The following is a 17,559-nucleotide window of genomic DNA, read 5'->3' on the forward strand; positions in this document are numbered from 1 at the left end:
TTTATGGTAAACGAATCAGACCTAGTTCCCTAACAGAGTCGGCCAGAGGTCGGCTATCCAGCGGATACTGTTCGCCGTTCAGGCGATCCAAAGCCAGCAAGGCCGCTCCGACGACCGGCTCGTAGACCGAATGGATAATCCGAACGCTTGGAAAATGTCCCTTCAATTCTTCCTCCACCGTCGTCCTTAGCAACGGAGAACGAGCCTTGAAGAGACTTCCCGACAAGACGATCTCCGCCTCTTGTGCCGGAACGCCATAATGCCGAAGTCCGGCCGTCACGTATTTCGCATTGCGTGTGCCGAAATCGACGATGAGACGGACGGCAACCTCGTCTCCGGCTTCCGCCGCCTCGAAGATAAGCGGCACGAGATGCTTGCGCGAGCCCAGCTTGCCCTGAATCCAACCTTCCATCAGTTCGTCCGTATTGTCCAAGCCGTAGCGACCGAGAATCAGCCGTTTCAAGTCGGTCGCCCGCTCCAGCCCGACCTCCGAATCGAGCGCGGCTCTCAGCGCCAAATTGCCCAGCGCCTCCCCGCCCGAATCTTCATCCCGAATATGATAGCCGTAGACGAAAGGCGGCGCGCCCTGCCGTACAACCGCCGCATTCGTGCCGGTTCCAATACAGAGCACGGCTCCGGTCGCGGACGAAGTACCGGCGCGATAAGCGATGATACAATCGTTCTCGACTCGCACGTCCGGAATTCCCGTCGCGGCGATCAAGGCCTCGCGCAGCAGCTCGTATTCGTACGGAAAGTCGGCGCCCGTCATCCCCGAGTGAAGACAGAGAACGTCTGCCGGCGCCGCGTTCGCGCGCTTCAGCGCTTCGCCGATCGCCTCGGTTGCCCGCTCCATACTATGGGCCATGCCGTTCGAGCTATGAAGACTTCCATCCGCGTATCCCGCGGAGAGCAAGCGTCCTTGGAGATCGGACACGACGGCGACTGTCTTCGTACCGCCTTGATCCAATCCGATGATGTATTTCATGTTCAACACCCGCTAACTCGTTATGGCTTTTGTTGCGTAACTTAAGAATACCCTCCCGAGAGGAAGGGTTCTTCGCCAATACGACTAGGGACTAATGCAATCTTACTGCTTTTGCCGACCTTCCCGGACTTGACTCGGCGTACGGCCGACATGGGTCGAGAACACCCGATTGAAATTGGACAGGTTATGGAAGCCGCACTCCGCGGCGATGTCGATGATTTTGCGTTCCGTGGATTCCAGCAGCTGAATCGCTTGTCCGATTCGAATCTGCAGGCAGTAATTGAGAGGAGAGGTGCCGACCGTCTGCTTGAAAATCGCGCTGAATCGCGACGGGCTCAGATGGGCGATATCGGCCAATTCTTGGAGCGTCCAGGCGCGGACCGGATCCTCGTGGATCGCTTGCAGCACGGATCGCGCGAGCGATTGCTTCACGCGAAGCCGCGACGCGGAACCGACCGGCGCCTTGGAGAAATTGCGGTTCACGTAGGCCAGAAACCGCGCGAGCTGCGCGCGCATGACGGCCCGATAGGAATCGGCTCGCGTTCGGTATTCTCGCTGCATATCCAGCAAGAGCTCGCGAAGCTCGCCGATAGCCGGATTATCGCGGTCGAGCAAATTGTCGAAGCGGATATTCATCTCCGTGAACGGGGCAAGAATATCCGGCTCGTAGCGCTGATCGGCGGCGAAGAGCGCCGAGTCGAATACGGTAACCTGCAGCACGAGGTCCCGCGTCTCGAACGCCCGGTGCAGATCGTTCGGCCCGAGCAAAATAATGTCTCCTTCGCGCATCGCGTAGGTTCGGCCATTGATCAAATAAACGCCTTCGCCTTGCTTGACGTAATTGATTTCCAGACTGTCGTGCCAATGCAGCCGGTTGAAGTCGGGCACGACGCCGATATTGTCGCTCACCTGCAGCGGGAACGACTTGGACAGATCGAGCCAATCCCTTTTAATCGTGCCCATCTTTCCCCCCAGCCTTTCATTACAGGATCGAGTAATTCCAACAATACTATAGCTGATCTTATGAAATCAATGTCCGCCGCTTGGCGGATTCCCTATCCTCGATCGTCAACCCCACTCATGCGCCTGTTTTTCACACCATATTTTACTATTGATTATAAACATATCTCCTTTATAGCCTAGGGATGCTCCTCCCTCAAAATCTCGTCCAGTTCTTGCAGAGCCCCACGATATTAGGAAAGCTCGACCGTATACTCCGCTAAGGCCCGGACAGACAAGAGGTCTGGCATCCGATCCTCGGATGGCCTGTCAGGCATGTAAACGTCCGTCGACGCCCACAGAGGAGAGACTTTCAGTATGATCGGCTCCCGCCTTAACTCCTGGCGGAATCTCTTCAGCCCGATCGTCCAAGGAGTTCCGTTATAGAACTGATCCGCGACGCATAGTCCGCCAATATAGATTTGCGCGACGTCCCCTACGTAAGCGATGACCAGACGGATATCGGTCGCTTCTTCGAAAGCCGCGACGTCGACGCGAATCTCCCATTCCGGAGATTTCCCCTCCTGGCCCTCCTTCTCGAATAAATACGGGAAGAAGGCGGCGTTTAAGATAGCATCGCTGACCGGCACCACGACCACAGAAATTTCCCGGGGCCGAACGATCGAACGGAAGCCTTGAAAAACCCCGTCCTGCCGCCACTCCACAGCACCCCCTTCGTGCGCGACGCTTCGATCGACGGGCGGATAGATCGCGAAAGCGAATTGATTTACCTCCGTTCCGCCGATCCGCACCCCGTCCTTTTCGAAGCTGACGTCTCCTTCGCACAGAATCAGCCGTTCCCGGCCGAATGCCTTGCCCTTCCAGAGATGAAGCGATTGCTCTCCGGTCAGCGTGAGTACCTTGAACGTCCGGCCCGAGACGGACCGAACGGCGAATTCGCATGCCGTTCCAGGCTCCAGATCGCGCACGGCGACCGTGACGCCGCTCCGTTCGACGCGTCCGCTGCCTTCGATCACTTCGATATGCGCAACCGTAGACGAATCCCATACATACTCCGGCCGCACGCCCGGAACTCCGAAGAAGACGTAAGTCGAATCCCCGTCTTCCCGCAGCGCGCATAACGGCTGCGCCGTCGCGTAGTTCAACCGCACGTCTTCCATATCCAGATGATACGGCCAGATGAAATAAGCGCCGGCTTTCAGCGTAAATCCGGCAGCTTCGGGGACGGTCAGCTGCCCTCCCGGCAAACGCAGCTCGACTTGAACATCCTTCTTGTCCTCCATCTTCGTTAATCGCTGATAATTGTTGAAGAACAAGAAGCCGCTATCCCCGCTTGCTCTTGCGGCAACGCGCACCGTCCCGGTATCTTCGAGAGATAAGGGACGAATTTCCGGATACGCCGCAGACATAGGCGCCAGCCGTTCTCCGAATGCTTGCAGAAACAGATGCAGTCGTTTCAGCAGCCTGTAGCTCTCCCTAAGTTGACCGAATTCCCCAATCGGCGCCTGGAAATCGTAGCTTCGCACCGGTAACTGGTTGCCCTGAGGGTTCGATTCCTGCATCGTCGACAATTCCCCTACCGAATGCGTCCCGCCATGATACATGTAATAGCCCAAAAGATTGCAGCCGTTGGCAAGTTTGACCGTCGCCATCGCTGCGACATCGTCCGCTTCAATGACAGGTCGCCGATGATACGTCATCTGCACGCCGCCGCCCAGCTCGCAGCACCCGTCCGGGTAGCGCTCGATCTCCGCCAAATCCTCGATTTCCTCGGCTTTCTCTCCGAACAAGTCGCTGCCGATGCTTGGATCGTTTCGAACAGAATGAAAGAAGTAGTGCGGCCCCGGAGGAAGCGGATTGGTGTGCTTCTCCCAAGGATGGTCCGGGTATCCTCCGAATAACGGAAGAACCTCGTCCTGCGGAATTCGCGCGCCGCCAGGCCCGCCCCAACCGGTCACGGTATACAGAGGCGCCTTCATCCCCAGAGCCAGCGCCATCTCCTTTAACGTACGCAGATGCTCGGCGTTATCCGTCAATTCGTTATCGAACTGGAGACCGACGATCGGTCCTCCGTCCTGGAACGCGAGCCCCTCAATCTGCTTGGCGATTTCCGAGTAGAATCGTCTGGCATATCGCAAGTAATCCTCATCGTTCGTACGCAGCGCGCATTTTCCATAGATCCAATCCGGGAACCCGCCGTTTCGGCATTCTCCATGCGCCCAGGGCCCGAGCCGAACGACGGCCTCCAGCCCGCTCTTCGCGCATAATTCTATGAATCTCCGCAGATCTTTGTCTCCGGACCAATTGTAGCGCCCCTCGATCTCTTCGTGATAGATCCAGAACAAGTAGGTGGCGACGACCTGAATCCCACCCGCTTTCATCTTCAGCAGCTCTTCCTCCCATTGCTCGTTCGGGAACCTGGAGAAATGAAATTCTCCCATGACAGGCAGCCAAGGTTTTCCGTCTCGTTCGAGATAGCGACTGTTCGCCCTGATCGAATCGCCTTTCGGATTGCTTCCTCCCATGTTGAGATGGTCGCGTATGATCGGTTTTTCGCCCTGTGTGACGACGTCGATGACCTGCTTCATCTTCTCTCCTCGCTTTATCTCCAACTAATCACTCGGCATAGTTGATCTTCCTGCTCTAATGACATCTATGCTTTTTCAGAATAGTTTGGATTTCAAGCGTTTAACAACAAGCAATTCTTAAGCTCATTCTGCATTTTTTCACACGCAGTTGTTCAATAATTAGGATGCTGTTCAGAAATTCGTTGCATTCCTAGCACATGTACGAATCTCCCCCGTCTTTCGTCTTGTCCGGTAAACCGTCCGGGTCATATTTATAGTTCAGTACAACGTATTCAACTCATTTGAGACTGGAGTGCTCCGTGAATATGCCGATTCAAAGAACATCAACGGCAAGAAAGTGCAGGAGCAGACCTCATCCTAAACCCGCTAAGAGATGTATCATTCCAAGCAGAACCAATCAATTACTCCAGGCTCAAATTCAAGCACAGGCTGAGACCCAGCGGCAACTCGAAGCACAGTTACAAGCACAGGCCCAGGCACAGCTGCAATACCAGACGCAAGTGCAGTCGCAGTTGCAGCAGCAAACGCAAACCCAACAACAAGCTCAAAACCAATTAGCAAATCAGCTGCAAACCCAGGAACAAATCCAGCAACAGCATCAATCGCAATTTTTTGCGCAAATTCAAGCACAGATTCAGGCCCAACATCAAACGCAACTGCAACTGCAATCCCAGATGCAATCTCAGTCAGAAAAAGCTATCGTTAATATCTGTCGTTGTCACGAACCGCCTCCGCCCCCTCCTCCAACCTGAATGAATAGAGGGTTTCGCAATCTTAGCTGCAATCGTGGAATACTGCTTAATCCAGCGTAATTTTCAGGCAAACGGGATACTTCGTTTCGATGCTGCCGTTCACGCACAATTCCAAGCCTTCAGCGCTTCGCCGAAACGAAACGGGATAATCGAATCCTAGCAGCTCTACGTTGGCCAGGTGGCCCTCGAACAGGGGGCCTCCGGCCTTCAACGCTTTAATGAGCACCTCGTTGTTTGCCGGCCAGCTAAGCACGTTGGCATAAAGGTAGGGAGCTTTATAGGTGAAACGGATATCCTCGCTTGTAAATGCAGCCCGGTCCGCGTCTGTGAACGCTCCCTCCGGCACTTTAGTAGATCCCTCGCCGTAGACTTTCCAATAGGTCGTATCGTAAATCGACTCGCCGTTAACCGCCAGCCATTGTCCGATGCTGCGCAGCGCCTCCGCTTCCTCGGCGCAGATCGTTCCGTCCGATTTTGGACCGACGTTCAAAAGCAGGCAGCCGTTTTTACTGACGATATCGACCAGATCGCAGACGATGTCGACCGGATTTTTGAAGTCGTTGTTGTTCGTGTAGCCCCAAGAGTTTTTGGCGATAGCCGTATCGGTCTGCCATAGCCGGGGACGGATGTCGCTTAGCTGCCCTCTCTCCACGTCGAATATCGCCGTTCCGAAGGCGAAAGCATCATACTTGTAATTTATCGCCACTTCAACGCCCCATTCTTGCGAACGGTTATAATAGTAGGCGGCGAACTTCTTGAGATACGGCTTAAACGCCAAGTTATGGATCCACCAGTCGAACCAGACGATCTTCGGCCGGTATTTGTCGACCAGCTCGCATGTGCGGACAAGCCAATCCTCCAGGTGCTCCCGAGTCGGAGACGCGGAATAGATGTCATGCGTAGCCGAGATATCGCCGGTCGAATACAGCGGAGCCGCATAGCCGTATGGCTCCCGGAACGTCGTCTTTTGAATTCCGGAATCGAACTCCCTACCGCCGCCGAAGAACCAGTAATTTTCCGCCCGATGGCTCGAAGCCGTAAAGACGATGCCCTCCTTCTCCGCCGCTTCTCTCAATTCCCCTACAATGTCGCGCTTTGGCCCCATTTTGGCCGCATTCCATTTCGATACTTCGCTGTCGTACATCTGAAATCCGTCATGATGCTCGGCTACGGGCATGACGTATTTCGCTCCGGCCGCTTTGAACAGGGTAATCCACTCGTCCGCATCAAATTTTTCCGCTCTAAAGCTCGGAATGAAATCCGCATAGCCGAAGTCTTTCGGCTCCCCGTACGTTGTCAGATGATGTTCATATTCCGGGGTTCCCTGCAAATACATATTGCGAGGATACCATTCGTTGCCGAAAGCGGGTACGCTGTAGACGCCCCAGTGAATAAAAATGCCGAACTTCGCGTTCCGATACCACAGCGGCTCCGGATATTCGCTCAAGGATGTCCAATTGTCCTTATAAGCGCCTTGCCGAATGACTTCGTCTATCGTCCCCAAGTAGTTCTCGTGAAAGTTTTTCACCCGCCGCACCTCCGCAATTTAGCCGTTTCAAGGCCATTATAGCAATGCGGTTGGCAAATCCAAGGGCGTAAATGAAGCAGGATGTGGACGATATTAAGCCGATATGGTATGTTCCGAGAAGAGCCATCATCCCGTCGGAGGATTAAAACATGAATAGCTTCGAGCATGCCACCCTACACAACCTCGTATGCCGATATAATGTCTGCGCTCCCGATTGGGGAGAAAAGAACTGCGTATATTCGTTCAACAAGTTTTATTATTTCATTGAAGGCGAAGCTACGCTCATTATCGAAGGCGATGTCTTCACGCCTCTGCCCGAGGAGCTGTTTCTCATCCCCGCGCATACGAAGCACACCTATTTTCACAATCCGCGGAAACCGGTGCTCAAATACTGGTCGCACTTTAACCTTAATCTGGATCATGAACGGAAGCTGATCTATCACCCGGACACCGTCAGATGCACGATCCCTAAGCCGCGAATCGTTCCGATCTTCGAAACGTTGGCGCAGACCGATCTTTCTGCGAATCCGCTCGATGCCCTGACCGAGAAAACGGCCTTGCTGCAGCTCTTAAAGCTCTTCTTGGAACGGGTGGACCTGGTCAAAATATTGCCCGCCAGCGAGAACGACTTCTCAAGCAAAATCAACGCCTATATCCGCAGCCATCTTCAAACGGAAATTACATTGGTCGAGCTGGCCAACCTTGTCCATCTTCATCCGAACTATTTTATTAAAGCTTTCAAGAAGCACTTTAACTTAACGCCGATCGAGTACGTCAATACGCTTCGGCTGCAGCAGGCCGCCAAGCTCTTAACGCAACACCCCCATCTGGGCGTGCAGCTTATCGCCGATAGGGTCGGATATAACGATTATCGCTATTTCTCCCGTCTGTTCAAGAAGAAATACGGCGTATCGCCTTCGCGGTATATGAGGGGTTAAGCACTATGTTAGAGCTTTTTCTTACGAACGGCGTACACAACCAGCAACAGCAGCGGGAGCAAGAGCCCGAAGGTCGCTCCATACGGCATCCAAGCATGGGTGTACTCAATATCGTGCTGCATGTTGGGATGAACGACTAGCGACATGGCGACCATTAGCAATCCGAGCGGAAGCACAATAGATTTGCTATTCTTTAGTCCGAACACTTGCGCCAGGCTCTCGACGGCCCCATAGAAATAAAAAGTCAGCCTATAAAAAATCGAAATAAACCACATAATGGCCATCACGATTTCGATCCGCTGCAGGAAATGACCGACATTGATTTTTTTGGCGAGCGCGTAGCTGGGAAAGGTTTGAATGGACGTGATCTCGACGCCAAGCACCAATATGCACAAAGCGATAATCGTGACGATAACGACGCCGCCGATTATCGTCCCTTTATAAAAAGCTTTGCTCGCCTCCTTCGGCCTATTGACGCAGGAAGGAAAAATCATCAGCAGCACAAACGAAGGGAACGATAAGACGCTAATAAAATATAAGGTAGCCCATGTTAAGCTATTCATTTTCGTTTCCAGGACGGGTTGAATGCGATCGAACTCGATTTGAGGCGACACAAACACGACCAAAATAATAAACAACACGATAAACAATACAAACATCAGCTCTGCGGTACGCGCCAACGTTTCGATCCCGAGCCGGATTCCCATGACGATAATAAGAGCAAATAAAATATTCAGCGACAAAAGCGGCGTATTCGGCATCGACTGCGTACTCATGAAGTTTCCGATGTAATACAGCAACTCCGAAGAGTTCACGAAGCAAAAAAAAGCGAAGGAGAGAATCACCGCTTTGCCAATCCACTTGCTAAGCAGCCACTCCAACTTTTCGACTAATGTTTTGTCCGGAGCAAGCCGGCCGACGGCAACATACAGACCAATGAAAGGGAGGGAGATTACGGTTCCGATCAGGGGGACGATCCAAGCGTCCTGCTTGGCAATAGCGGCGAGTTCTGCGGGAATAACAAGTATTGGCGTCCCTATGGCAAATATAGCGACGATCAAGCAGAATTGCCGAACGCTTATTTTTTCCTTCCTGATCATGTCCAAGCCTCTCCCTTGTTGCCAGGCGTCACCTGCTAATACCAAGCGCATTCTCGATGAATCGGCCAACCGGACTATATATGTAATTGATCCAATCGATTGGATTCGGAATCACGATGTGCAAGCTCAGCGCAATGCTTATTCCAGTTCCCATGATTAGCAATAGCGAAAAAACCCATAGCTCCCTGATTTGCCTCTTTTTTAGCAAGGGAGGGACCTCAAGAAAAACAAGAAATGCGACCACCGCAACGATTCCCGTTAGCGCAAGCATCGGCTTCCTTACTCCTTTAAATCGTTAAGGAACGATTCCCCGACTGTCCCGATCTGTCTAATCTTCACGTTCACCTTGTACCGGACCGGCAGCTCCGCAAAAATATTGTCCCAGTCTTCCTTTGCCTTCTTCCAATAAGCCGGATTCGCCCGATGCATTGCCACTCCGAAGCCGAAGATGTCGCTCCTCAGTTTTTTCGCTTTTTGCAGGGCCTGTTCGGAGTGTCTGATCACCACTTGCGCGGTTCTTTTCTCCAGCTCGGCAATCGTCTTCGTCTTGGTCAATTCCAGCTTGCATTCCACATCCGCTACGTTGGCATCCATATACATCGTCACTTCCGCCTCCGGCTCGCCGTTTCTCACTTTGCCTTTAATGCTCGCCTTGGCTCGAATAATTTCGATCCCCAGTCTCCCGCCTTCCGGACAAGAAGTCTCAATGACCGTGCTGTTCAGCCTGTCGGTAAGATTGCTAAAGCCTTTGCTCTCCGGTTCGTTCAGCCATCCGACCAGCTTATCTTCCCGGAATACGGCAATGCCCTTATACTGCAGTTGCGCTTTCGTATCCGGCGATTCTAGATTCGTTTTCTTCTTGCCTTCCGCCTCGTCCCCCTGAATGACAATGCCCGTTAAAGCCGCTTGGATTCCGGGATTCACGATATTCGTGATGAGCTCATCCAGTTGTACGGATACTGTAGGAGCCCAAGCTTTCTCCGAAACTTCCAGGGACGTAAACATTTTCGTCGCCGGAATTTTCTCAATGGGAGTTAGAACGTTAACGATGTTATGAGCGGTTGTCCCCTTCGCCACCACGATATAGAAGTCGGTTCGCCCCTCCTGGTCGCGCGACATGAGATCAAGCGTCTTGGCGATCCCCTGTCTCGCTAATTGCTCGCCGATCACCATAATCCGCAGATGGGCAAAATAAAGCTTTCGCGGCGTTACCGTCGTCATTTTGCGGATCGCCCCGAAAACGGTATCCCCCTTCGCATGAAAGGTCGTAACCGGCGATCGGCCGCTGCTTGTTCCTTTCCCTGTCGCGACTTCGCTGGTATCGACGACTTGAACGGTTACGAGAAATTGGTCATCCACCCTATCGATCCCGAGCGCCGCTACGATCGCAAGATCGTTAAGCTCGCGGCGATTCCAACAGCCCGTAATAATAGAGGTCAGGAACATTAGAAGCAACAACAGAGCCGTTGTCTTGGTCACTGCCAAGTCTCCGCCTTTCATGGCTTCGGGGGCTCCGGCTTGGCCTCTTTCGGAGCTTGCTGGCGATTCACGTTGTTCTTGTTAATGAGCCGCGGACGGGAGACCAGGGCCCAGTGGGGGAGCCTGAATATCGCATCCCTCTGGTCGGCCATAATCATCGGGGCAAACGGGCTCATATAGGGAACACCGAACGAACGCAGGCTGCATACATGCAGCGTAAGAGCGAAGATACCAACGATGATGCCGTACAGACCGAAGCTGGCCGCGAGGCCCATCAGAGGAAACCGCAGCATTCGGATCGTATTGGCCATGCTGTACGATGGAAACACGAAGCTGGCGATCGCGGTCGTCGACACGACGATAACCATCACCGCGGATACGATGCTCGCCTCGACTGCCGCTTGCCCGATCACGAGCGTGCCGACAATCGATACCGCCGGCCCGATCGTGCGCGGCATCCGCAATCCCGCTTCCCTCAATACTTCAAATGCGACCTCCATCATGATGGCTTCGATGAAGGCGGGAAACGGGATGCCTTCCCGCTGCGCGGCCAAGCTGATCAGAAGCTGCGTCGGAAGCATCTCTTGGTGGAAGGTCGTGATGGCGACATACAAGGACGGGCCGAACAAAGCGATAAATACGCCGAGATAACGCAAAAGGCGGATCAGCGTGCTGACATCGGAGCGATGATAATAATCTTCCGCGGAATGCAGGAAGGAAACAAACAACGCCGGAACGATGAGCACGAACGGTGTGCCGTCTACTAGAATGGCCACTTTCCCTTCCAGCAGCTCTGCGGCGATCACATCCGGCCGCTCGGAATTGTAGACTGTCGGGAACGGCGTATACGTGTCGTCTTGGATCAGCTCCTCGATATAGCCGCTTTCCAAGATCCCGTCGATATCAATGCGATCGAGACGATTGCGTACTTCCTCCACCACCTTATCGGCGGCGATTCCCATTATGTACATAATTGCGACATCGGTCTGGGTAACGCGTCCGACCTGTCTCGTCTCCAGCCGCAAATTCGGATCCTTGATCTTGCGCCGGACCATCGCCGTATTCGTCCGCAGGGTTTCCGTAAAAGCTTCTTTCGGTCCCCGCACGACCGATTCGGACGTCGTCTCGGCGATGCCGCGATCTCTCCAGCCTCTTGTTGCGGCCGCTATTGCGGTCGTATATCCTTCGATCAGAATTACGCTCTCCCCGGATAATAAAGCCTTGTACAGTTCTCCGAAGGAATCGATTTCGTTCAGTTCGCTGGTCGCCAGAATATATTTCTTTAGAGCCGCCAGCGCATCCGAAACTTCGGGTCTGCCTTCCGAAACAGGCAAGCGGTCGTCGAGCATGGTCGCTTCCAATATAAAATCGGAGATGGCAAGCTTATCGGCGAGACCGTCCGTATAGAGGACCGCGATAGGGACACCGCTTGCGAGCATAACTTCGCGTATGACGATATCGCTGCTTCCGCCAAGATCGTTAACGACCGTTCTAATATTATCTTGAAGGCTGGGCAGCAGCATCCGCTTATCCGCAGGCCGTTCCTTTGTTCTCTTGCCCGCGGACTTGGACCGTTTCCACATCTTATTGTTGTTCATATCGGTCACCCACAAGAATGGCATTCTTGTAGCCCAGTATGGTCCTTTACCGACAGTTTTAATCTGGATTTTCCCTTGAACGACAAAAAAAGCCGCAGATCGCGCGCGATGTTTCCTTCGCGGATTTACGGCTGGTTCCTCGTTTCTTTCCTACTAGTTAGGCCATGTTCGATTTAGCCAATATGCCTTCAATCTGTGCGAGAACGTCATCCGGTAGAGCGATGCCCGAAGCGGCCGCGTTTTGTTCCACCTGTTCCGGTCCGGTAGCACCGATAATACAGCTGGAGATGTTCGGAAGCCTCAGGTTCCATGCCAATGCCAGCTGAACGAGCGTGAGGCCCAACTGTTCCGCTACTCCAATCAAACGTTCGATCTGCTCCAGCCGTTGCTCCGAGAGCAAGCCCTGGCTGCGGATCCAATGGTTATGCTCCGGATTCGTCGCTCGCGAGCCCTCGGGCAGCTCACGGCCTTTGCGGTATTTTCCGCTAAGAACACCGTGAGCCAAGGGTGAAAACACGACCTGACCGATGCCTTGCTTCTCGCACATCGGCACGATGTCCGCTTCGATGCGTCGGGTAAACATATTGTACTCGGGCTGGTTCACCACGATCGGATCCAGATGCAGACGCTCCGCCAAACCCGCCGCCTCGGCAATCTGCCATTCCCGCCATTCGCTGATACCGACATATAAGACTTTGCCCTGGGTGACCAAATCGTCCATCGCTCTCAGCGTCTCGTCCAGAGGCGTGTTCTCGTCATAGCGATGGCAGTAGTACAGATCGATATAGTCGGCGCCCATTCTCTTCAAGCTCGCTTCGCATTGCTCCATAATGTGCTTGCGCGACAAGCCTCCGCGGTTAGGACCTTCGCCCATATCGAAATAAACCTTCGTTCCGATCACGTACGAATCTCTCTCGTAGCCCGCCAGCGCCCGGCCCATAATTCGTTCCGCTTCGCCGTCGGCGTACATATTGGCCGTGTCGAAATAGTTGATCCCCAGTTCGTACGCCTTATGAATGACGGCCTCGGCGGCAGCCGCCTGAGCCGGATCGTCGTGCGTTAACCAACTGCCGAGCGCAATCTCGCTCACTTGCAAGCCGCTTCTACCCAATCTTCTATATTTCATGTCAGATAAACGCTCCTCTCTCCCGGATCCACTGCCCGTTCGTAAAATCGGGAACCGCCACCGGGTGGCCACCCATTGCGATGGAATCCTCCGTCAAGGAGGATATGCTCATCCAGGAAGCCATGTCGTACACGTCGATCGGCGTCTGCGTCCCGTTCCGCACGCTATCGAAAAACCCTTTGAACACGAGCCAATCCATTCCGTCGTGGCCTCCGCGAACCCCTTCCTTCAGGTAGCTCTGCCATAGCGGATGATCGAACTTCTCCCGATAGCGATCCACGTTGTCCCACTGCGTCTTCCACTTCGTTTCATACAGGGTATGCTCACCGTCGAGGAACAACGAGCGGTTGTCCTCCATGTACATTCCTTTGGTGCCTCTCACCGTAAAACCTCTGGAATAGTAGCGGGGCAGCGTCGTGTCCAACGTTAGCGTAATCGTTTCTCCGCGGGCGCATTGGATGACCGTCGTGACGATGTCTCCTTGCTTAAACCGGGTATGGGCGAGCTCGCTGTCCCCCCGGTTGCTCTTCACGTATTCCTGCATGCCTACAGCTTTGGATGCGAGAGACACGAGGGATACCATGCGGTTGCCTCGGTTAATGTCGAGCAGCTTGGCGATCGGTCCCAGCTCGTGCGTAGGATAATTGTCGCAGTTGCGATGAATGTACTCTTGCAGCCGATAATGGCGGTTCTCCTTGCCGTAAGCGATCTCGTACCGTAGATCGTGATGATACCCGCCCGAGCAATGCACGACTTCTCCGAGCACACCGAGCTTAACCATGTTCAGCAACATCAGCTCATCCCGGCCGTAGCAGCAATTTTCCAGCATCATGCACGGAACTCCGGTTCGCTCGTAAGCCTCGACCAGCTTCCAGCACTCCTGCATGGAATACGCTCCGCCGACCTCGCAAGCGACGTATTTGCCCTTCTCCATCGCATCGATTGCGAGAGGAATATGAGCGGACCAGGACGTGCACAAGACGACGGCGTCAACCGATTCCATATTCAAAATATCTCTATATCGAGCAACTGCCGTTGGACGAGGTCTCCCCGCCATCTCGATAACGTCCGCCGCCCTTTGGCGACGATCCTCGTATACATCGCATACGGCCACGATGTCCACGTCTTCCATTTTCAGCAGAATGATTTCCAGCAACCCCATTCCCCTGCCGCCAAGTCCGATCAACCCGATTTTCACCTTATCCTTCATGCCCCTCATCCTTTCCGTGCTCGATCGTATTTCCGAAAATTTCAACGCCGCTGCATGCGCATAGCTGAATGATTTCGCTCCAATCGACGGGCCCCTCGCTTTTTTCGCCATTCAGATCAACATGATTATCCGCAACGATCAGATCCGTCGCGCTCTTCGCCTCCAATAACGGGGCTTCCCCCAGCTCGAAGCGGTTGCCGCTTATAACGATGTTGCGATGAACGGGATGATCCGGGGAGACACATACGTTCTCGGGGTGAATCCGAATCGTCGCGTGATCGGCGCCACCGCATGCTGCGAACCGGTTACCGCGGATGCGAACGTGCCGGACCATCCCCGACTCGAACCAGCTTCCGGCATCGTCGGCGATCAGTATGGCGCTCATATGCAGCTTCTCGAACAGATTGTCCTCGATCGTTACTTTGCGACGCGTAGTGGCGAGAATGCCGCGGGTCGGAATACTCCTAAACACATTCCCGCGAATCTCAACCTCAGGCGTCCAGGTGACATTCTCGACGACATCCCCCTCGGCGATGGACTCCGGCGCGGGAGCATTCAGCGTCAATTCGGCTTCGCGCAGGGACAGCCTTTGCACTCCGACAACCGTGCGCGTTGCGTAAGGAAGCAAGGTGTCGGCGGAAATAAAATCGATCTCGTCGCCAGGATGAAACGCGACGAAACCGTAGCTTTGAGGATGCATGAATCTTACGCGGATACGTTCGCCGTCCTCCGTCCCCCTAATACGAAGATGAGTGCCGTGAACGTTGATCGCATCGTCGTGCGCCCCCTCGAATACGCTGTCGACAATCGATAGTTTGCCTTTCATACCGGAGAAATGAGCGAAATCGGCGAATGCGGCCGCCGTCCTTCCGCCGGAAGGGTCCGGCGCCAACCGCAAGCCTTCGAACGACAGGTTCTCGCTGAACTGGCCGACGATTCCCAGTCCATGCATATACTGCATCCGGACATTTCGCCAGACGATGTCGCGGCATCCGACGATCAGCGCACCCACCTGGTCCCTGATCCCGTCCCGCATCTGGAACACATGACCGACCGCCGTACGCGGTTGCTCCTCAGGCGCGAACCGCAGCCGAAGCTTGCCCGGCGCTAACTGTTCTACCCGGCTGGCCGACGCCATCGGGTCGGGAACCCGCCATGTCCGATTGCTGGACGGGTCGTATTCCTGCGCGGGACCGCTTCGATAAGACCAGCCTTCGCCGACCCAACTCAGCTTCCCGTCCTCCAGCGTATACGCGGAGTCCGAATGAACCTCCGTATCCCAATAACCTTCGCCGATCGAGACGATGCGCATCTCGGAAATCGTAGGCCGGGCAAAATCGATCGTCAGATTACGTATTTCCGCTTCGCAGCAGCCGTCCAGCACAATCGTCGTCATTTTCCCGTGATAAAGCAGCTTCGAGCCGTTCCCTTCCAAGGAAATGCGGTTGGCCCCCTTGAGCCATAGTCCGATTGTCTTGGTCGGGTCGGGATGCTCAGCCTCGCTCGCCGTGTTGGAGACGTAATACGGTGCTTTGACGGCATGATCCGGGTACAGATCATAGCAACCATGGGGGAATTCGACGACCCCAGGCCCTTTTGCAGCGCATGCGGCGGCGAGCGCGGCCTGGATCGCGCCCGTCGCATCCTCGCCGGAATCCGGCCTCGCTCCATAATCGGTTACCCGGAACAGCCGGCTGGGCAACTCGCTGCCTATGACGTTCGTATGATCTCGCATTCCGCATCCCTCAAAATAATAGATTTGTCGATGCACCCCGAACGGACTTCGTACTGTCTACGCCAGTATCCGGCTTGGCCCCGAAATCGGACGCTCGTACGCATGGAAATATGGAAACGGCGACGCCCGGCGGCAGCGAAAGCTCCAATTGTCCGCCCGCCGTCGGGTGGACGAGCTTCTCTTCCACTAACCCTTCCGCCGTTATCCGGTAAATATCGACCGCGGCGATCTCGCCCCACTCCGGAGGAAGCGCCCACCTCCTCTTCTCGTACCCCGCCTTGCTAAAGCCGATCAGCTCGGGACGATCCGACCATAACGCCGGAAAGACCAGGTCGTCGCCTTCCCTCAGCGCCATTCCCTCCCGACGTACCGAGCGATCCGCTAGACGAACGGCATGGTCCATGGAATAATGAACGACGCGCTCGTCTCCCTCTCCCTTCATGCGAAAGCGATCCAATGCGTTCAAATATTGATATTGCAGCATCCTCGTGCAGAAGCGCTCAAGGAACGGCGCGTGCCAGTCCTCCCGCGCAGCGCCCCGGTCGAAATCCCAAAACACGTCCTCCCCGTGCACGCCCGCTCCGAAGAGAAACTCCAAATCCGGCCGATCCGGAATGCCCAGCTGCGAGTAGTCGCGAATCGCCGCCCCGCTAAGCAGCTTGGCCGGTCTCTTAAGAAAATTCTCTTCCTCGCACTGATCGAACCACCAGCACCAAGGCTGCAAACCGATGAACGGATCGTTGCGGTTGTGCGCGAAATTTTCGCTCGTCACGTCGATTCCCCGCTGACGGAAATAGCGGATCGTCCGACGCATGTAGGAGGACTCTTCTTCCTGGGAAACGCCCCGAAATATGTTCGCTCTCGGAAAATAAGCGTCCAGATGCACCGTACCCGCCTTATCCAGTTCAAGCAGTTTAATCAGCCTGTCGATCCGTTCGACGATTACTCCGCTTTCCCATTCATTCTTGTAAAAGATCTGGTAGGCCGGCAAATCGTTGTAAGCGCCAATCTGCAGCAAGGAGCCGTCCTCGTTCCGCGAGATCAAATCCTTCTCCGAATAGATGTCCCAATGGGGGCTATTCTCGTAAGCGTCCGTCATATTCACGTGGACGCTGATCGTCGTATTGTACTTCCTCGCCTCTTCCGCCAGCCATAGATAGCTATCTCTTGCCGTCGAGTGCTGCGGCCTCTTTAAATGAACGTTCACTTCGTCCCACGCCGGATAGCGGTCGTCGTGACCGTTGTACTGCCAGCCGACCAAATATACGATTTTCGGTATTCCTCTCGTCAACGCATCAACCTCGCGCACATAGTCCAATGCACGGGCGAACGTGCATAACACGCGTGAACCGCCCTCCCCGTCCGGAACCGCCATCCCCAGCTTCATCGTCAACGTTTGACTGTAATCGTGCACGTACGGACTTTCTGGAAGCAGCGTTTTTTGCCAGTCATAGTAGTCTCCCGGGATCAAGCCCCAAGCTTCTTCTTTACCCCATGTAGTCGTCATTTGATCTCATCCTTCCTGCAATGAAGAAACCTGACAGCGCGCAGATGTCGGCG

General features: G+C 54.4%; 13 protein-coding genes. 2 read left to right on the plus strand and 11 right to left on the minus strand.

Annotation, left to right across the window (positions count from 1 at the left end):
- Nucleotide 1 precedes the first annotated feature (1 nt).
- The 3 genes from J4772_RS27740 to J4772_RS27750 form a co-directional block, all read right to left on the minus strand.
- Complete coding sequence (locus J4772_RS27740; RefSeq protein ID WP_209072338.1) at nt 2-985, minus strand: N-acetylglucosamine kinase; 984 nt, start codon at nt 983-985, stop codon at nt 2-4.
- Nucleotides 986-1,087: 102 nt separating this feature from the next.
- Nucleotides 1,088-1,948: an AraC family transcriptional regulator gene (locus tag J4772_RS27745; protein WP_209072339.1), complete on the minus strand. Its 861-nt coding sequence runs from the start codon at nt 1,946-1,948 to the stop codon at nt 1,088-1,090.
- Nucleotides 1,949-2,178: 230 nt separating this feature from the next.
- Nucleotides 2,179-4,533 carry a beta-galactosidase gene (locus J4772_RS27750; protein WP_209072340.1) on the minus strand — a complete coding sequence of 785 codons (2,355 nt, stop codon included), beginning with the start codon at nt 4,531-4,533 and terminating at the stop codon, nt 2,179-2,181.
- A 299-nt stretch (nt 4,534-4,832) separates the two neighbouring features.
- Between J4772_RS27750 and J4772_RS27755 the strand changes: the two genes are divergently transcribed.
- Nucleotides 4,833-5,285, plus strand: a complete 453-nt coding sequence (locus J4772_RS27755) for a hypothetical protein (protein WP_209072341.1) — start codon at nt 4,833-4,835, stop codon at nt 5,283-5,285.
- A gap of 46 nt (nt 5,286-5,331) precedes the next feature.
- On the opposite strand, the gene J4772_RS27760 is transcribed toward J4772_RS27755, so the two are convergent.
- The gene (locus tag J4772_RS27760; RefSeq protein ID WP_209072342.1) at nt 5,332-6,813 is read right to left on the minus strand and encodes an alpha-L-fucosidase; all 1,482 of its coding nucleotides are present in this window, start codon (nt 6,811-6,813) and stop codon (nt 5,332-5,334) included.
- A gap of 149 nt (nt 6,814-6,962) precedes the next feature.
- On the opposite strand from J4772_RS27760, the gene J4772_RS27765 reads away from it, so the two are divergent.
- Nucleotides 6,963-7,751 (plus strand): helix-turn-helix transcriptional regulator, encoded by a 789-nt coding sequence (locus J4772_RS27765; RefSeq protein ID WP_209072343.1) that lies wholly within the window; start codon nt 6,963-6,965, stop codon nt 7,749-7,751.
- 8 nt (nt 7,752-7,759) lie between these two features.
- Here the strand turns inward: J4772_RS27765 and J4772_RS27770 are convergent, their stop codons facing one another.
- The 7 genes from J4772_RS27770 to J4772_RS27800 all read right to left on the minus strand — a co-directional run bounded on the left by J4772_RS27770 (nt 7,760) and on the right by J4772_RS27800 (nt 17,506).
- Complete coding sequence (locus J4772_RS27770; protein WP_209072344.1) at nt 7,760-8,851, minus strand: GerAB/ArcD/ProY family transporter; 1,092 nt, start codon at nt 8,849-8,851, stop codon at nt 7,760-7,762.
- A 279-nt stretch (nt 8,852-9,130) separates the two neighbouring features.
- A complete protein-coding gene (locus tag J4772_RS27775; RefSeq protein ID WP_247740869.1) occupies nt 9,131-10,330 on the minus strand; it encodes a Ger(x)C family spore germination protein in 1,200 nt (399 codons plus the stop codon).
- Between the two features lie 17 nt (nt 10,331-10,347).
- Nucleotides 10,348-11,928 carry a spore germination protein gene (locus J4772_RS27780; RefSeq protein ID WP_209072346.1) on the minus strand — a complete coding sequence of 527 codons (1,581 nt, stop codon included), beginning with the start codon at nt 11,926-11,928 and terminating at the stop codon, nt 10,348-10,350.
- A 157-nt stretch (nt 11,929-12,085) separates the two neighbouring features.
- Nucleotides 12,086-13,054, minus strand: a complete 969-nt coding sequence (locus tag J4772_RS27785) for an aldo/keto reductase family protein (RefSeq protein WP_209072347.1) — start codon at nt 13,052-13,054, stop codon at nt 12,086-12,088.
- Nucleotide 13,055: 1 nt separating this feature from the next.
- Entirely contained in the window at nt 13,056-14,264 is a 1,209-nt protein-coding gene (locus tag J4772_RS27790; RefSeq protein WP_247740870.1) for a Gfo/Idh/MocA family protein, read from the minus strand.
- A complete protein-coding gene (locus tag J4772_RS27795) occupies nt 14,254-15,999 on the minus strand; it encodes a right-handed parallel beta-helix repeat-containing protein (protein ID WP_209072349.1) in 1,746 nt (581 codons plus the stop codon). Before J4772_RS27795 ends, J4772_RS27790 begins: the two co-directional genes overlap by 11 nt.
- A 10-nt stretch (nt 16,000-16,009) precedes the next feature.
- The gene (locus tag J4772_RS27800) at nt 16,010-17,506 is read right to left on the minus strand and encodes an endo-alpha-N-acetylgalactosaminidase family protein (protein WP_209072350.1); all 1,497 of its coding nucleotides are present in this window, start codon (nt 17,504-17,506) and stop codon (nt 16,010-16,012) included.
- Nucleotides 17,507-17,559: the final 53 nt, after the last annotated feature.

Origin of the sequence: Cohnella sp. LGH (assembly GCF_017671885.1) — a bacterium.
In the GTDB taxonomy this organism is placed as follows: Bacteria; Bacillota; Bacilli; order Paenibacillales; family Paenibacillaceae; genus Cohnella; species Cohnella phaseoli.